Below are 15,547 nucleotides of genomic sequence, written 5' to 3' on the forward strand. Positions count from 1 at the left end.
CATCAGGTGAACGATCGAGTCATGAGCTCGCCCACCGGAACACCTCGCCCCGCCGACTCCTCCTCCACCGTCTCCCCCGCCACCTCCGCGCAGCACCATCCCGTGACCGGGCCCGCGACCGGCCTCGGAACCGGCGCCCCGACCGGTCAGCCGCCCGATCGTGGCCCGCGCCGCCGATCGCACCGCGCGACCGGTCCCCACCTCGGCGCGCTGGCCATCGTGGCCCTGGCGAGCACCGTCGTCGGGGTCGGCGGGTCCGCAGCCGCGGCGGGCGCCGTCCTTCCCACCGTCAGCCTCGCGAGCACGGCCTCAGCCGTGGCCACCGCCTACCCCGCGGCCGTCGTCTGGCTCGCGTTCTGCACGTTCGGGTCCGCGGTGCCGCTCGGCATCTACGCCGCGACCGCATACACCCGGCTGCGGCAGCTCCGGGTGGCGGTGCCCGGGCCGTCCATCGGCTGGTTCGGCGGGTCGGTGGCCGCGGTCTCCCTCATGGTCGCGGCCGCGGTCCTGTGGGTCGCGGCGCTGCCCGAGGTGGCCGCCACCCCGCCGGTGGCCCTGGCGCTGGCCGCCGTCGGCTTCCTCCTCGGCGGCGTCGCGTTCGCCACCGGGCTCGGCCTGCTGATCGCCGGCATCGCGGTGCCGGGTCTGATCATGGGCCTGCTCCCCCGGTGGCTGGCGTGGATCGGGCTGGTCCTCGCGGTGCTCGGTGAGCTGTCCTTCCTCACCCTGCTGTGGCCACCGTTCTCCGCGGTGCTGCCGGTCGTCCGCTTCGTGGGTCTGGCGTGGCTGATCGCAGCCGGCTTCGTGCTGCAGGGGACGACCGTCCACCAGATCCCCCGTCGCTGGACCACCGACTGACCGGCGTCCGGCGTCCGGCGTCCGGCATTCAGTGTCCGGCGGCCGGCGCCGAGACTCCCAGTGTCCGGCAGAGCTGTCCGATGGGCGCGTCCGGACGCGACAGCGGCCCCGGCGCTATGCCGGGGCCGCTGTCGTTCAGTGATTCAGGTCGTTCAGTGATTCAGGTCGTTCAGTGATCCAGGTCGTTCAGTGATTCAGGTCGTTCAGCGCGTGAGGGGTCAGCGCGTCAGGCTGTCCGTGCGTCAGTCGTTGCCGCGCAGGATGGCGATCAGGCGCAGGATCTCGACGTACAGCCACACCAGGGTGACGGTGAGCCCGAAGGCCGCGGTCCAGGCGAAGCGGGCCGGCGCACCGTTGCGGACGCCCTCGGAGATCGAGGTGAAGTCGACGATCAGGGAGAACGCGGCGAGGCCGATGGCGAGCAGGCCGATGACGACGCCCCACGGAATGGAGGTCCCGGGGATGTTGGCGCTGTGCAGCCCGAACATGCCATTGGTGACGCCGAAGACCATCAGGCCCAGGTTGACCAGCGAGAACAGGGCGTAACCGGCGAGGGCGATCAGGAAGAACTTCATCGCCCGCGGGGTGGCGCGCACCTTGCCGCTGCGGAACAGCACCAGGGTCACGGCGAACACCGAGAAGGTGCCGACGACCGCCTGGACGACGATGCCCGGGTAGATGCCCTCGAGGAAGCCCGAGAGGCCGCCGAGGAACAGGCCCTCCAGCGCGGCGTACGCGAGGATCAGGGCCGGGACCGGCTCCCGCTTGAAGGAGTTGACCAGGCCCAGGACGAGGCCGCCGATCATGCCGATCAGCATCAGGCCCGGCACGAACCAGCCGATGGCCGCACCGACGACGACGAGGCCGAGCGTCATGGACGTCTTGACGATGACGTCGTCGAAGGTCATCCGGCCGGTCTGCCCGGGGGTCGCCGAGGGGCGGTTGTACAGGTCCTGCAGGTCGTTCGGCTGGCCGTAGGGCTGTTGCCCGTAGCCGGCCTGACCGAAGCCGTTCTGGCCGTAGGGGTTCTGGGGCGGAGCGGGCGCGTAACCGGCCCGCCCGTCCCGCGCCCGGCCGGTGAAGACGGGGTTGTTGTTCAGCAGGGGGTTGCCTCCGGCTGCCATCGCGTCTTGTCTCCTCGAGAAGGGGTCTGGAGCGGCCAGTCTATCGAGAACGGCCTTTCGTACCAGCTTTTGTGCGAGCTGTTCTCTCACGGCGTGACGTGCGGACGAAGCCTGCGAGTCAGCTGGGAGCGGGACACCGCCGACGCGGGTACCGAGGGCCGCTGACCGTCAGAACGGGGGCGGGTCCTCCGGTTCGGTCGGATAGCGGCGTCCGGTGGGCGAGGTCCAGCAGAGGCTTCCGTCTCTCGGATCACCGCCGCTTCCGGCGTTGCCGGCGCCGTCCGGCCCACCTCCGCGCGGCACCTGTCCGGGCGGCGTCCCACGCGACGGCTCACCGCCGGTGGTGGGGGCCCCGCGTCGACCGTCCATCCGGAGTGATGCTTGAGCACGTGATGCTTCCGGCACAGGTGGGCAAGATTCGCCGGCTCCGTCCGGCCACCATCGGCCCAGGCGACGACATGGTCGACGTCGCAGCGGGCGGCGGAACGGCGACAACCGGGGAAACGACAGGTTCCGTCGCGCACCGCCAGCGCTCGTCGCAGGGCCGCCGGGATCCGGTACTGATCACCGCCGGTGACGAGCATCGGCAGAACCCGGGCGCCGTCGCGGGTGGGGTCCACCGTGACGCCGAGCATGAACGAATAGGCCGCGAGGGCCAGTCGTCGAGCGTCGGCGGCACGGATCGGACCGAAGGACCCGAGATTGCCGGGGTCGTCGCCGCCCAGCAGCGTTGCGGCCGGCATCGTGAGCAACACCTGCGGCTCCGGATGCCCCGCTGCGTCCAGGGCGTCTCCCGCCGCGACCGATCTGGTCGCAATGGCCTGCCCAACCAACGACAGCCCTCCACGACCTGCCGCCGCGCTCGGCTCCCCAGCACCGTCGCCGGCGAGCAGGTCCGCCAGCACGTCGGCCCGCAGCTGAGTGATCGTCCGCCGCTCGAGACCTCCGCCCGCCGTGTCGCCGGCCGCGTCCACGCCCCGTGCGGCGTCGTCGTTGCCGGCAGGAGGAATCGCCTCGGTCCCGAATGCCGATGAGGACCCGGGCCCGGCATCGACCGACGAGCCGCCCGTCTCCTCCGCCCGCAGACTCCGGGCGACCGCGGACAGGTGCCCGTCGATCCGCCAGGCCACCGCGGCCGGCAACAGGGCCGACAACCGAGCCATCCCGTCCCGGTCCGGACTGATGCGCGCGAACCGCTCGGCCCGTGCCCTCCGCTCCCGCTCGAAGAAGGTCGATGGGTGGCAGAACTCGCGCACTCGGCGCGCCCGCGCCAGCAACTGGGGCCGGGTGCGCCCGCGGGTGGCCGCGCCGAGCAGGGCTTCCTCGGTAGCGGACACCGACCACCGCAGCTGCACGACGGCCTCTTCGTCGACGCAGCCGGGTAGGTGGTCCGTGTACTCGGCCGTCTCACCGGAGATCAGTGTGGCCGCCGCTGCCGTGATGGCGCCCGAGGCAAGGGCGGCCGCGGTCCGCGGGAGGTGCTCAGCCAGCCGAACGGCGTCGGCGAGCAGTCCTGACGCGGCCGCCTCGCTGAGGTGCAGGGCGCAGGCGATCTGGGCGATTCCATCGCGCTCGGCCACGGCCAGCCGCTCCGCGCGGGGAAGGCCCCCGCGCACCTGCGCGCCGGCGGAAGGGTCGGGGTGGGCGTCGACCCACCGGACGTGCGCGGCGCGGGCCGCCTGCTGCGCCTCACGAACGAGCCGGTGCTTCGCCGACGCCACCCAGGACTCCAGCCGGCGCACGTCCTCCAGCGCCGACATCGCGAGGTCGAGATCGGCGCCGATGTGAGTCCGGGACAGGCGGGCAGCCAGGGCGGGCGCCCCTTCGTCGTCGTCATACGGGGGCGCCGACGCTGGCTCCGGATCGACACCCGAGCTCTCACCGCGCCGGTGCTGTCGGGCTCCATCCCGACCGGCCGGATCCTGACCGGGCAACCCCGCGCCCGGGAGGTCCAACCCGAACAGTCCGAGGCCCGGCAGCACGGCAGCGATCGGCTGCGGCTGGGTCGTCGGGTCCACGGGGGCTTCCATGAGTCCACTCAACCAGCCGCCAACGACAGAACTCGTGGCGGCGGGAAGCCTGTTGATAACTCCGATGACACCCACCGGTCAGGGGAAGATGTCTACCCATCCCGACCGACCCGCGACACGACGACGGCCTGGGCCATCTGGTCAGCCCACCGTCCTCGGCCCCTGCTTCGGCGTCGTCGTGCTGGACCCGCCATACAACGCATTCCACGAGCTCGACGTCGCGCGGTCCTCGTGACGTACTCCGGAGCGCTCCATCCCGGCGCCGAGAAGCTCACGCCGCCGGCCGAACTCTCGCGCCGTCCCGTCACGAGGCCACCGCGACCCGACGGTGCCCCAGGTGGGACTCGAACCCACACTGCGCGGATTTTAAGTCCGCCGCCTCTGCCGATTGGGCTACTGGGGCGCGGGAACTGAGCCCGGACTCCCCCACGCTACCGGGACGGCGACCGACGGGACGATCCGACGACGTGAACGGGACCGTTCTTGCTGTTGCGCCGGGAAGAACCCGCGCCAACGGCAAGAACAGTCCACTCCGCGGTCGAGCGGTGCCAGGCCGCGAGCAGTCGGCGCGGCAGACGAAGGCCCGGACACGACGAACGGGCCCGGTCGTGAGACCGGGCCCGTTCGATGAAGCAGTGACGGAGCGTCAGCGCACGGTGGGCGTCTGCTCCGGCGTGGTCTCCCGGGGACCGGCCGCCAGCGGCAGCGAATGACGACGGGAGTCGACGCCCTTGCGCTCGCGGTTGGGGTCGGTACCCACCGGCACCGTCGACGGCGAGGCCATCTTCGGAGTCGGGGACGTGGCCTCGCGGAACGTGCGGGTCGGGTCGTTGAGGTTCAGCAGCTGGGTGGTGTCCCGGCCGGCGACCAGGGAGATCGCCCAGTTCCCGACCACGCGGGCCTTGCGCTCCACCGTCGGCATCGCCATGCCGTGGTAGCCGCGGTGCGCGAGCCAGGCCAGCGGACCGTCCATCTTGATGGTCTTCCCGCCGAGCACGATCTTGGCGACACCCTTCCAGGTGCCGAAGCCGGCCACCGCACCGAGGGAGGCGTGCTTGTAGTCGACCAGCGGCTGCCCCGCCCGCGCGAGCAGGACGTTCTTCGCCAGGCGCTTGGCCTGCCGCAGCGCGTGCTGCGCGTTCGGGACGCAGAACCCGCCGGGGCCCTCACCGGTCAGATCCGGCACGGCCGCGACGTCGCCGGCGGCCCACGCACCGGGCACCACGCCGTCCTCGGTGGCGATCCGCAGATCGGCCTTGACGCGAACCCGGCCGCGCTCGTCGAGCGGGAACCCGGTCTGCTTGACCATCGGGTTGGCCTGCACGCCGGCGGTCCAGATCAGGGTGTCGGCGTCGAACTCGTCCTTCGGCGCCTTGTCCGGCATCGAGATGAGCTTGAGGTGCCCGCCCTCGGCGGAGGCCAGCGAGGTGTTCAGGTGGACCTCGATGCCCCGGCTGCGCAGGTGCTCGACGACCTTGACCGCCTGCTCCTCGGTGACCTCGGGCATGATCCGGCCCATCGCCTCGACGAGGACGAACCGCAGGTCGGACGGCTTCAGGCGAGGGTTGCGCTCGGCCGCCACGCGGGCCATGTCCTCGAGCTCGGCGAGGATCTCGATGCCGGCGAAACCACCGCCGACGACGACGAAGGTCAGCGAACGCCGCTTGACCTCCTCGTCCGCGGTCAGGGACGCCGTCTCGATCAGCTCGAGCGTCTGGTTGCGGATGCCGTTGGCCTCCTCGATGGCCTTCAGCCCGACGGCGGCCTCGTCCAGACCCGGGATCGGGAAGGTCCGGGTGATGGACCCGGCCGCGATCACGATCTCGTCGTAGGTCAGCTGGAACGGATCCTCGTTGTCCACGGACTGGATGGTGGCCGTCCGGGCGTCGTGGTCGACCTTGATGACCTTGCCGTTGATCAGCTCGGTGTCCTTCAGGTGCATCCGGTGCGAGACCACGGCGTGCCGCGACTCGATGTTGCCGGCAGCGACCTCGGGAAGGAACGGCTGGTAGGTCATGTAGGGCAGCGGATCGACCAGGGTGACGATGCCACCCTGCTCCTTGATCTTCTTCTGCAGGCCGAGGGCCGTGTAGAGGCCGACATAGCCTCCGCCGACGATCAGGATGCGCGGACGATTCACGACTTGGGGTGTAGGCGCCATAGGGGCCATGCTACCCACTCCGCCGAGCCGTCCACGAGCCCGGCGCCGCGCCGATCCGCGGCGGGGCGGTGGACATCGGGCGGACGTCGGGCGGTGTGATCGAGCGGACGTCAACGACGACGGCGCAGCGACGTCAGGTGCGCAGCCGCGGCCCCGACGATGACGACGAGGGCCGCACCGAATCCGACGACGATCAGGCCGGGCACGATGCCGCCGTCCCAGACGGGGCGGTGCGGCGTCGGTGCGGCGGGGACGGGCACAGCCTGCGCGGTTCGCCTGCTCGGTGCCGCTGCGGGCGCGGTGACCTGCGGGTCGCTCGCCCGGCGGTGCACGCGGATCCACTCGGTGATGGAGCCGAGCGGGTCGCCGGCAGCGGTCGGCACGTCGGCGGTGAGCGCGCGGGCGGCGTCGACGGCTCCGAAGCCGTAGATCGGGTCCCGGCCGGGCGCGCCCTCGTCGTGCGCGGTACTGACGATCCGGTTCGCGACCTCCCCCGCGCTGAGCTCGGGCCAGCGGGAGCGGATCAGCGCCGCGAGGCCGGAGATCAACGGGGTGGCCGCCGACGTGCCGGCCCAGGTGCGGTAGCCGCCCCCGGGCAGGCCGCCCACGAGGTCCTCCGACGGCGCGCTGACACCGATCGAGATGCCCTGCGCCGACGCGTCCCAGCTCGCCTTCCCCTGCCGGTCCAGCCCCCCGACGGCGAGCACCCCGGGCATGGTCGCGGGCGCCCCCACCTGGGTGATGCCTCCGGCCCGGTTGCCCGCCGCGGCGACGACGAGCACGTCCTTCTGCTCGGCGTACGCGAACGCGTCGTCCCAGCTGCGGGGCCAGGACGTGCTCGTGCTGGTGAGCGACATGCTGATCACCTTTGCGCCGTGATCGACCGACCACCGCACCGCCGCCGGGATCTGGTCCATGATGTCGCGGCCACCGGGGTTGCCGTCGCCGACCCAGGCGGAGACGTTGAGCAGCCTCGACTCGGGGGCCACCCCGAGCATGCCGGCCGAGCGGTTCTTCCCGGCGTCGGCGCTGCCCGAGGCGCCGGCGTCGGCGCTGCTCGATGCGCTGCTCGATGCGCTGCTCGACGTGCGGCCCGCCGGGACGTGCCCGCGACCGGCCAGCAGGGTCGCGACCATGGTGGCGTGCTCGGACTCGAAGCCGATCGGCTCGGACCCGTCCGACGCGCCGGCACCGGAGACGTCGGTGCCCCCGGCGACGGCGCCGGCGAGGTCGGGATGGTCCGTGGCGATGCCGGTGTCGATGACGGCGACCGTGACGCCGGCGCCGCGGGACACCTTCTGCGCCTCGTCGAAGCCGTACTCGTGCATCCAGTACTCCGGCGTCCGGGTGTCGGGCGTCGCAGACGCGGTGGGAGTCGCCGTCGCGGACGCGGTCGGGGTGGCCGGGGCCGTCGTCCGGGTCGCGGCCGGCGTGGGCCGCGGTTCGGCCGGGACCGGGCCGTCCGCCGCGGTGGCCGGGGTGACGGGCAGCAGCCAGCCCCCACCGGCCAGCACGGCGGCCAGGAGGCCGGCGGCTGCGCCGCGGCCTGCGCCACGGACAGCACCTCCCCGGCCCGAGCCGGTGGGGGCCGCGGTGGCTGACGACGGGCGCGCGGACGGACGTGAGGTCGCCGGTGCCGTCATGCTCAGCGCTGCTCCGCGGCCGGAGCGCTCAGGGCGATGCCGTCGAGGATGTCGTGCTCGCTGGTCACGGCGCTCGTCACCGGCGCCGGGGCGGTCCCGTCCGCCGCGGCGGTCGCGGCGGCGACCCGCTCGAGGATCCGGGACCAGATCAGGGACCCGCCCCCGATCACGTCGACCCGCCCCGGGTGCATGAACGGCATCGCCGCCCGCTCCTCGCGGGTCGCGTGCAGCAGCGCGTCCGCGCTGGCGCGGAGGGTGGCGACGGGCAGTTCGGTGCCGTGGATCGTCTCGGCGTCGTAGGCCGTCAGATCGAGGGCGTGGGCGGTGATGGTCGTGATGGTGCCGGCGACCCCGATCACGGTCGCGATGTCCTCGAACGGGACGACGGCGGCGGCTGCGTCGATCGCCGCGTCGATGTCCGCGGTCGCGGCGGCGATCTGGTCCGCCGTGGGCGGGTCCGCGGTCAGGTGCCGCTCCGTCATCCGGACGCAGCCGATGTCGGTGCTCAGGCTCGCGCGGACGCCGTCCCGGTCGCCGAGGACGAACTCGGTGCTGCCGCCGCCGAGGTCGACGACGAGGGCGGGCAGCGGCTGCGCCGGGTCCAGCACGCTGAGGGCGCCGGCGAAGGAGAGGGCCGCTTCCTCGTGACCGCTGACGACCTCGGGCTCCACGCCGAGGATGTCGCGGATGCCGTCGACGAAGTCCTGGCGGTTCTCGGCGTCGCGGGTCGCGGAGGTGGCGACGAAGCGCACCGCGGTGGCGCCGTGCTCCCGGCACTGGTCCGCATAGTCGCGGCAGGCCGCGAAGGTGCGTTCGAGCGCCTCGTCGGCGAGCCGTCCGGTCCGGTCCACGCCCTGGCCGAGCCGGACGACGCGCATGGTGCGCACGACGTCGGTGAGGGAGGTCCCGTCCGCCGACACGTCCGCGATCAGCAGGCGGATCGAGTTGGTGCCGCAGTCGATGGCGGCGACCCGGCGTGAGCCGGAAGAAACAGCGCCGGAGAAAGAGGAACCGGAAGAAGCGGAGCCGGAAGAGGAAGCGTCGGCGGGGCGGTCAGCGGGCAAGGCGTCGGACATGTCGGCTCAGATCCTTCGTCGGTACGGCGGCGTCGGGGTCCCAGGCGCCGGTGCAGGTGCAGCGGTCGGGCGTCCAGTCGTCGGCGACGCCGGCGAGTGCCTCGTCGCCGAGGACGTTGACGCCCGGCCCGGCGGCCAGGGCGTGACCGGCGAGCGCGTGCAGGCACTTGACCCGGTCGGGCATGCCGCCCGCGGAGATGCCGGCGATCTCGGGCACCTCCCCGGTGCCGGCTCGCGCCCCGATCCGGTCCCGCTCGGCGAGGTAGTGCGCGTGGGCGTCGCGATGACGTGCGGCCAGATCGGGCTCCGCCGCCAGCCGCTCGTTCATCGCGGCCATGGTGCCGGTGGCCTCGAGCCGCGACACCGCGGCCGTGAGCACCGGGTGGGTGAGATAGAACGTCGTGGGGAACGGGATGCCGTTGCCCAGCCGCGGGGCGGTGGCGGCCACCAGCGGGTTCCCGCACACGCAGCGGGCACTGATCTCGACGACGTCGCGCGCCGGCCGGCCGAGCTGGAGGCTGATGGTGTCGAGGTCCGCCGGGGTCGGCTGTCGGGGGTCGACGCCGCCCTGGCCGTCGAGGTCCTCACCGGTACCGGTGCGCGGTCTCACGTGCATGTCCTCTCCGGGCACCGGGATCGGGGGCCTCCGGCGCCCGGACCCGCGGTGCCTGTCCTGCTGTCGGCTGTTCTCGTGCGGTGCTGGTGCAGTGCTGGAGCAGTGCTGTCCAGCGGTGCTGCTCAGCGGGCGGCGGAACCCTGCACGGAGGTCCACAGGGCGTCCAGCCACGGCTGCGGTCCGCTGTCGGACTCGGCCGAGGTGGCGACCGGCGGGACCTCGTCGGTGTTCCCCGCCCCGATCACCAAGTATCCCGTCTCGCCCGGCATGACGTAAAACAGCCGGTCACGGGCCTGCTGCTTGACGTAGGCGGGGTCGTTCCAGCGCGCGAGCTGGTCCTTGAGCTGGGTCTGCTGCGCCTGCTCCTCGCTGATGCTCTGCTGAAGGCTGCTGATCTCGGCGCGCTGCGCGAGGTAGGTGCGCACGGTGGGCGCGAGCAGGATGGTGATCGTCACCAGCACGAGGGCCAGCGCGAGCAGGCGGCCCGAGAAGGCCTTGGCCGGAACCGGGCGGACGGCCGTCGATCCCGCGGAGACCGGACGCGCTCCCCCGTCGGTGAAGGCATAGTTGACGCGCCCGTCCTCGCGGCGCACGGTGTAGCGCGTCGGGGTGGTCGACGTCGCGGAGGCGTCCTTCCGGCCACGGCCGGGGCGGCCCTCACCGGAACGGCCACCGCTCGGACGCTCCGCCCCCGAATGATCCTTGCTCGACCCATCCTGGCCGGTCTGGTTCCCGTCCGTCCCGGCACCGCCGCGCAGGCCCCGCAGGAACCGGTTGCCGCCGCGCGGGTGCGCCGCGGTGGACCCGGAGCCACTGCGGTGAGCGGTGCCCGAGCCGCTGCCGGCGCTCCGGACCGGGGACGTGCGGGTGACCGGCAGTGCGGAGGTCACCGGCCGCGGCGGGTGTGCGGCGGTCGAGCCCGTGTGGCCGCTGCGGGGCTTCCCCGGCTGCGGCGTCGACCCGTCGGCCCTGCCGTCGACGGCGCTCGTGCTGGGACGGGGCTCGGAGGCCGGCCCGGTCCGGGGCACGTTCGGTCGTCGCGTCGACATGGCACTCCTGCTGCTCTCGGTACGTCGTCATCCCTGGCGGCGCGGCGGCCGATCCGGTGGGGACGGGGCCGGCGGACTCACCGGTGGAGGGACGGCCGCCGCGGGTGCGGTGCCGTCCCTCCTACCGTAGCCAGCGCGGAGGCGGATCAGGCCGAGAAACGCGGGAAGGCGCTCGCTCCGGCGTACCGGGCCGCGTCGTCCAGCTCCTCCTCGATGCGCAGCAGCTGGTTGTACTTGGCCACGCGCTCGGACCGGGCCGGGGCGCCCGTCTTGATCTGGCCGGCGTTGGTGGCGACGGCGATGTCGGCGATCGTCGTGTCCTCCGTCTCGCCGGACCGGTGCGAGGTGATCGTGGTGAAGCCGGCCCGCTGGGCGAGGCTGACCGCGTCCAGGGTCTCCGTCAGGGAGCCGATCTGGTTGACCTTGACCAGCAGCGAGTTCGCGGCCTTCTCGTCGATGCCGCGCTGCAGCCGCTCGACGTTGGTGACGAACAGGTCGTCGCCCACCAGCTGCACCTTCTCGCCGAGGTTCGCGGCGAGGGTCTGCCAGCCGGACCAGTCGTTCTCGTCCAGCGGGTCCTCGATGGAGACCAGCGGGTAGTTGGCGACGAGGTCCTCGTAGTAGGCGCTCATCTCCTCGGCGCTGCGGGACTGCTTCTCGAACTGGTAGGCGCCCTTGTCGAAGAACTCGCTCGACGCCACGTCGAGGGCGAACGCGATCTGGCTGCCCGGGGTGTAGCCGGCCTTCTCGATCGCCGTGGTGATGATGTCGAGGGCGTGCCGGTTGGACGGCAGGTTCGGGGCGAAGCCGCCCTCGTCGCCCAGGCCCGTGCTCAGGCCCTCCTTCTTCAGGACGCTCTTGAGGTTGTGGTAGACCTCGACGCCCCAGCGCAGGCCCTCGGAGAACGTCGCCGCACCCAGGGGCACGATCATGAACTCCTGGATGTCCACGTCGGAGTCGGCGTGCGAACCGCCGTTGAGGATGTTCATCAGCGGCACGGGCAGCACGTGCGCGTTGGGGCCGCCGAGGTAGCGGTAGAGCGGCAGGGCCGCGGACTCGGAGGCCGCACGGGCCACGGCGAGCGAGACGCCGAGGATGGCGTTGGCGCCCAGCTTGCTCTTGTTCTCGGTGCCGTCCAGGTCGACCATCGTCGCGTCGATGAGGCGCTGGTCGGTCGCGTCGAAGCCGAGCAGGGCCGGCTGGATGGTCTCGACGACGGCGTTGACCGCGGAGGTGACGCCCTTGCCCTGGTAGATGCCGGCGTCGCCGTCGCGCTTCTCGACGGCCTCGAACTCACCGGTCGAGGCGCCCGAGGGCACCGCGGCGCGGCCGAACGAGTCGTCGTCGAGCAGCACCTCGACCTCGACGGTCGGGTTGCCGCGGGAATCGAGGATCTCCCGCGCGTGGATGGCATCGATGGTGGCCATGAAAGGACTCCTGTTCGTCGAGCTGATGCGTGGTCTGACGCCGGTCGTCGGGCTTCTTGTCGGCGGCCCGGGCCGTCCGCGGACCCCGCCCTGAGGCGGCCCCGCGGATGCCGATCCCAGCCTAGTGCGCGGGTCCGGTGCCCGGCGCGTCGGTGTCGTCGGTGACGGCACCGCGGTAGCGGCGGACGGCGTGGCGCAGGGCCGCCTCGGCATCGAGGCCGGCGGCCTGCCCGCGGCGGACCAGGGCGAGCAGGGCGTCGCCGAGTCGTTCCTCGGTGAGGGCGCTCTCGTCGTCGTCGTCCGGAGCCGGGTGCGCGGCGGCGGGAGCCGGCGTCGGGTCGAGCCCGGCCCGCTGGGCACGGCCGAGGGACTTCTGGGCAAGGGCGAGAGCGGGCAGGCCGGGCGGGATCCCGTCGAACGGCCCGATGCGCTCGGGCTTCTCGACGCGCTTGATCTCGTCCCAGCGCCGGTGCAGCTCGGCCAGTCCCGGGTCGGTCCCCTGCCCCGACGCGTCGGTGTCCGCGGCGAAGACGTGCGGATGCCGCCGGCGCAGCTTCTCGACCAGCGTCGCGATCACGTCGACGACGTCGAACGCGGCGCCGTCCGCGGCCTCCTCCGCCACGCGCGCGTGGAAGACCACCTGGAGCAGCACGTCGCCGAGTTCCTCGCGCACGTCGGCAGGGCCGCCCGTCTCGACGGCCTCGACCAGTTCGTGCGCCTCCTCGATCAGGTAGGTGAGCAGGCTCTGATGGGTCTGCGCCGCGTCCCACGGGCAGCCGCCGGGCGAGCGCAACCGGTCCATCACGCCGACGAGCTCGGCGAACGCCTCTCCGGCCGGCTGCTTCGCGGGGTCAGCCGCTGAGGCCGTCATAGCTCTCGGTGATGGCCTCGGCGAGAGCCAGGCGCACACTCAGCGGCGCGAAGGCGGCGTCGACGGCGTTGAGCGTGAGCGTGAGCAGGTCGTCGAGGTCGTAGCCGAACGCGTCGACCAGCAGCGCCATCTCGTCGCTGAGCGTCGTGTTGCTCATCAGCCGGTTGTCGGTGTTGACCGTGACCTTGAACCCGGTCTGGTACAGCAGGTCGAACGGGTGCTGGTCGAGCCGGGTGCCGAACGCGGCGACGGCGCCGGTCTGCAGGTTCGACGACGGGCACAGCTCGAGCGGGACCTGCCGGTCCAGCACCCAGCTGGCGACGGGGCCGCAGGTGACCAGGGCGGCGCCGTCCTCGAGCCCGGCGTCGAAGTCGACCGTCAGATCCTCGGCGATGCGCACGCCGTGGCCCAGGCGCAGGGCGTGACCGGCGGACAGGGCCTCGGTGATGCTGTCCAGGCCGGCCGCCTCCCCCGCGTGCACGGTGGCGGGGAAGAGGTTCTTCGCGAGCAGGTCGAAGGCGTCGGCCAGCCGGGCCGGGCCGAAGCCGTCCTCGGGACCGGCGATGTCGAAGCCGACGACGCCGCGGTCCCGGTGCCGCAGGGCGAGCTCGGCGATCTCCACCCCGTTGTCGGCCTGCCGCATCGCGGAGACGAGCTGGCCGACGAGGATGTCGCTGCCGTCCGCGCGGGCCGCGGCGGTCGCCTCCTCGATGCCCGCCTGCACGGCCTCGACGGTCTCGTCCAGGGTCAGGCCGCCGCGCAGGTGCTGCTCGGGGGCCCAGCGGACCTCGCCGTAGACGACGCCGTCGGCCACGAGGTCCTCCACGAACTCCCGGGCGACGCGGGTCAGCCCGTCGCGGGTCTGCATGACGGCGATGGTGTGGTCGAACGTCTCCAGGTAGCGCACCAGCGACCCCGAGTCGGCCGCCTCGACGAACCAGGCGCCGAGGGCGGTCGGATCGGTCGTGGGCAGCGTGTGCCCGGCGGCCTCGGCCAGCTCGACGATGGTGGCCGGGCGCAACCCCCCGTCGAGGTGGTCGTGGAGGGAGATCTTCGGCAGCACGCGGAAGTCGACGTCAGCGGCGGCGGCAGGGCTCAGGTTCTCGGTCACGCCCCCACTGTAGCGACGAATGGGCCGTCGTCCGTGCGGGTCCGGCGGGCACCCGCGGACGGGTCAGTGCCCCTCCCCGGCGGCCGGGGGATCCTGTCGCGACCGGGCGTCCGAGACGTGCGGCTCCGGGGCGTGGTCGCGGCGGGCGAGCTTGTGCGTGAGCCGGTCCACGACGATGCCCACCGTCACCGCGATGACGATCGCGACGGCCGCGGCCACCACGTGGTTGTCGCGGGCCCACGCTCCGGCCAGCACGCCGATGCCGACCGAGTAGACCGACCAGCTCACGCCGGCGATCACGGTGTACAGCACGAACCGGGCCCGCGGGAACCCGGTGGCGCCGGCCGTCATGTTCACCGCGACGCGGCCGACCGGGATGTAGCGGGCGGTGAGGATGAGCAGGGCGCCGCGCCGGTCCAGCTCGCCGCGCGCCCACCGGAAGGCCTGCTGCACCCGCCGGCGGCGCATCCACCGGAACCGGGTGACGCCCACCCGGCGACCGATCAGCCAGGCGATGTTGTCCCCGATCACGGCGCCGACGGCGGCCGCGACGACGATGCCCACGAGGGCGGGGTTGCCGGTGGACACGGCGATCGCGGTCAGGGCGACGACGACCGACTCACTGGGCAGGGGCGGGAAGAAGCCGTCGCACACGCAGAGCACGAAGAGGACCGGCAGCACCCACGCGGTGCCGGCGAGGGACGCGACCGCGTCGTTGACGGTCTGCATCGGACCCGCCGCGGCGGTGACCGCCGCGGTCACGGCTGAGGACAGCGGGGCACCGAGCACCGGTCAGGCGTTCTCGCTGCGCGCGTTCTCCCGCACCGGCTCCACGGCCGGGGTGTCCAGCGTGGCCGCCGCGGACTCGGTCGCCGTGCCGGAGCCGGAGCCGCCCTCGGCGCGGGCCGCACGCCGCGCCTTGATCCGCCCCACCCACTGCATGGCGTGGTCGATGATGAAACCGATGGCGATCGCGATGACGATCGCGAGCCCGGCCCCGAGCAGCGGGTGCTCGTGCACCCAGGCGCCGGCCACGATGCCGATCCCGATGCCGTACCCGATCCAGGTGGCGCACGCGACGAGGTCGAGGACGGTGAACTGCCGCAGCGGGAAGCCGGTGGCGCCGGCGGTGAAGTTGACGGCGACGCGGCCGACCGGGATGTACCGCGCGGTCAGGATGAGCATGGCGCCGCGCTTGTCCAGCTCCCGGCGGGCCCAGCGCAGCGATGCCTGGGCCCGGGCGCCCTGCATCCAGCGGAACCCGCTCGAGCCGGCAGCCCGGCCCATCCGGTAGGCCACCTGGTCCCCCGCGACGGCGCCGATGAAGCCGGCGATCGCGACGAAGCCGAGATTGGGCTGGCCGGAGGAGACCGAGAGGGCGGAGAGCGCCACGATCAGGGTCTCGGACGGCAGGATCGGGGCGAATCCGTCGATGAAGCAGAACAGCAGCAACAGCGGATGGATCCACCACATCGAGGCAGCGTGCATCACCAGGTCACTCACGATGTGCACGTCGTCCCTCTCGTCGCCCCCACGCCCACATCATAGGGTCATCACCGGGGAGGAAACAGGGCGGCTCGG

At 72.9% G+C, this 15,547-nt stretch carries 13 protein-coding genes and 1 tRNA gene; 1 reads left to right on the forward strand and 13 read right to left on the reverse strand.

Going from position 1 to position 15,547, the window contains the following annotated elements:
• The first annotated feature begins 21 nt into the window (after positions 1 to 21).
• A complete protein-coding gene (locus BGP79_RS16800) occupies positions 22 to 858 on the forward strand; it encodes a hypothetical protein (protein WP_198928491.1) in 837 nt (278 codons plus the stop codon).
• Between the two features lie 242 nt (positions 859 to 1,100).
• On the opposite strand, the gene BGP79_RS14515 is transcribed toward BGP79_RS16800, so the two are convergent.
• The 13 genes from BGP79_RS14515 to BGP79_RS14580 all read right to left on the reverse strand — a co-directional run bounded on the left by BGP79_RS14515 (position 1,101) and on the right by BGP79_RS14580 (position 15,469).
• Entirely contained in the window at positions 1,101 to 1,982 is an 882-nt protein-coding gene (locus tag BGP79_RS14515) for a Bax inhibitor-1/YccA family protein (protein ID WP_076696680.1), read from the reverse strand.
• Between the two features lie 86 nt (positions 1,983 to 2,068).
• Positions 2,069 to 4,012, reverse strand: coding sequence for an HNH endonuclease signature motif containing protein (locus tag BGP79_RS14520; protein ID WP_076696682.1), 1,944 nt, complete (start codon positions 4,010 to 4,012; stop codon positions 2,069 to 2,071).
• 329 nt (positions 4,013 to 4,341) lie between these two features.
• Positions 4,342 to 4,415: transfer RNA gene (locus tag BGP79_RS14525), tRNA-Leu, on the reverse strand.
• A 243-nt stretch (positions 4,416 to 4,658) separates the two neighbouring features.
• Positions 4,659 to 6,173 carry an NAD(P)/FAD-dependent oxidoreductase gene (locus BGP79_RS14530; protein ID WP_083701959.1) on the reverse strand — a complete coding sequence of 505 codons (1,515 nt, stop codon included), beginning with the start codon at positions 6,171 to 6,173 and terminating at the stop codon, positions 4,659 to 4,661.
• A 110-nt stretch (positions 6,174 to 6,283) separates the two neighbouring features.
• Positions 6,284 to 7,816 (reverse strand): S8 family serine peptidase, encoded by a 1,533-nt coding sequence (locus BGP79_RS14535; protein WP_083701960.1) that lies wholly within the window; start codon positions 7,814 to 7,816, stop codon positions 6,284 to 6,286.
• A 2-nt stretch (positions 7,817 to 7,818) separates the two neighbouring features.
• Positions 7,819 to 8,892, reverse strand: coding sequence for a Ppx/GppA phosphatase family protein (locus BGP79_RS14540; RefSeq protein ID WP_083701961.1), 1,074 nt, complete (start codon positions 8,890 to 8,892; stop codon positions 7,819 to 7,821).
• Positions 8,870 to 9,502, reverse strand: coding sequence for a DUF501 domain-containing protein (locus BGP79_RS14545; RefSeq protein WP_233121572.1), 633 nt, complete (start codon positions 9,500 to 9,502; stop codon positions 8,870 to 8,872). Before BGP79_RS14545 ends, BGP79_RS14540 begins: the two co-directional genes overlap by 23 nt.
• A gap of 128 nt (positions 9,503 to 9,630) precedes the next feature.
• Entirely contained in the window at positions 9,631 to 10,557 is a 927-nt protein-coding gene (locus BGP79_RS16240) for a septum formation initiator family protein (RefSeq protein WP_083701963.1), read from the reverse strand.
• Between the two features lie 146 nt (positions 10,558 to 10,703).
• A complete protein-coding gene (eno, locus tag BGP79_RS14560) occupies positions 10,704 to 11,984 on the reverse strand; it encodes a phosphopyruvate hydratase (RefSeq protein ID WP_076696688.1) in 1,281 nt (426 codons plus the stop codon).
• A 121-nt stretch (positions 11,985 to 12,105) separates the two neighbouring features.
• Positions 12,106 to 12,855, reverse strand: coding sequence for a MazG family protein (locus BGP79_RS14565; RefSeq protein ID WP_076696690.1), 750 nt, complete (start codon positions 12,853 to 12,855; stop codon positions 12,106 to 12,108).
• Positions 12,836 to 13,966, reverse strand: a complete 1,131-nt coding sequence (locus tag BGP79_RS14570) for an adenosine deaminase (protein ID WP_076696691.1) — start codon at positions 13,964 to 13,966, stop codon at positions 12,836 to 12,838. The genes BGP79_RS14565 and BGP79_RS14570 overlap by 20 nt, the downstream gene beginning before the upstream one ends.
• Positions 13,967 to 14,029: 63 nt before the next feature.
• Positions 14,030 to 14,695 carry a DedA family protein gene (locus tag BGP79_RS14575; protein ID WP_076697139.1) on the reverse strand — a complete coding sequence of 222 codons (666 nt, stop codon included), beginning with the start codon at positions 14,693 to 14,695 and terminating at the stop codon, positions 14,030 to 14,032.
• A gap of 63 nt (positions 14,696 to 14,758) precedes the next feature.
• Complete coding sequence (locus BGP79_RS14580) at positions 14,759 to 15,469, reverse strand: DedA family protein (protein ID WP_143588442.1); 711 nt, start codon at positions 15,467 to 15,469, stop codon at positions 14,759 to 14,761.
• Between the last annotated feature and the right edge of the window lie 78 nt (positions 15,470 to 15,547).

This window comes from Tersicoccus sp. Bi-70 (assembly GCF_001968825.1).
Lineage (GTDB): Bacteria > Actinomycetota > Actinomycetes > Actinomycetales > Micrococcaceae > Tersicoccus.

Coding starts and splice junctions, on each gene's coding strand:
- BGP79_RS14540 (WP_083701961.1), bottom strand. CDS start 8,892: ATGTCCGACGCCTTGCCCGCTGACCGCCCCGCCGACGCTTCCTCTTCC.
- eno (WP_076696688.1), bottom strand. CDS start 11,984: ATGGCCACCATCGATGCCATCCACGCGCGGGAGATCCTCGATTCCCGC.
- BGP79_RS14530 (WP_083701959.1), bottom strand. CDS start 6,173: ATGGCGCCTACACCCCAAGTCGTGAATCGTCCGCGCATCCTGATCGTC.
- BGP79_RS16800 (WP_198928491.1), top strand. CDS start 22: ATGAGCTCGCCCACCGGAACACCTCGCCCCGCCGACTCCTCCTCCACC.
- BGP79_RS14515 (WP_076696680.1), bottom strand. CDS start 1,982: ATGGCAGCCGGAGGCAACCCCCTGCTGAACAACAACCCCGTCTTCACC.
- BGP79_RS14520 (WP_076696682.1), bottom strand. CDS start 4,012: ATGGAAGCCCCCGTGGACCCGACGACCCAGCCGCAGCCGATCGCTGCC.
- BGP79_RS14565 (WP_076696690.1), bottom strand. CDS start 12,855: ATGACGGCCTCAGCGGCTGACCCCGCGAAGCAGCCGGCCGGAGAGGCG.
- BGP79_RS14575 (WP_076697139.1), bottom strand. CDS start 14,695: ATGCAGACCGTCAACGACGCGGTCGCGTCCCTCGCCGGCACCGCGTGG.
- BGP79_RS14535 (WP_083701960.1), bottom strand. CDS start 7,816: ATGACGGCACCGGCGACCTCACGTCCGTCCGCGCGCCCGTCGTCAGCC.
- BGP79_RS16240 (WP_083701963.1), bottom strand. CDS start 10,557: ATGTCGACGCGACGACCGAACGTGCCCCGGACCGGGCCGGCCTCCGAG.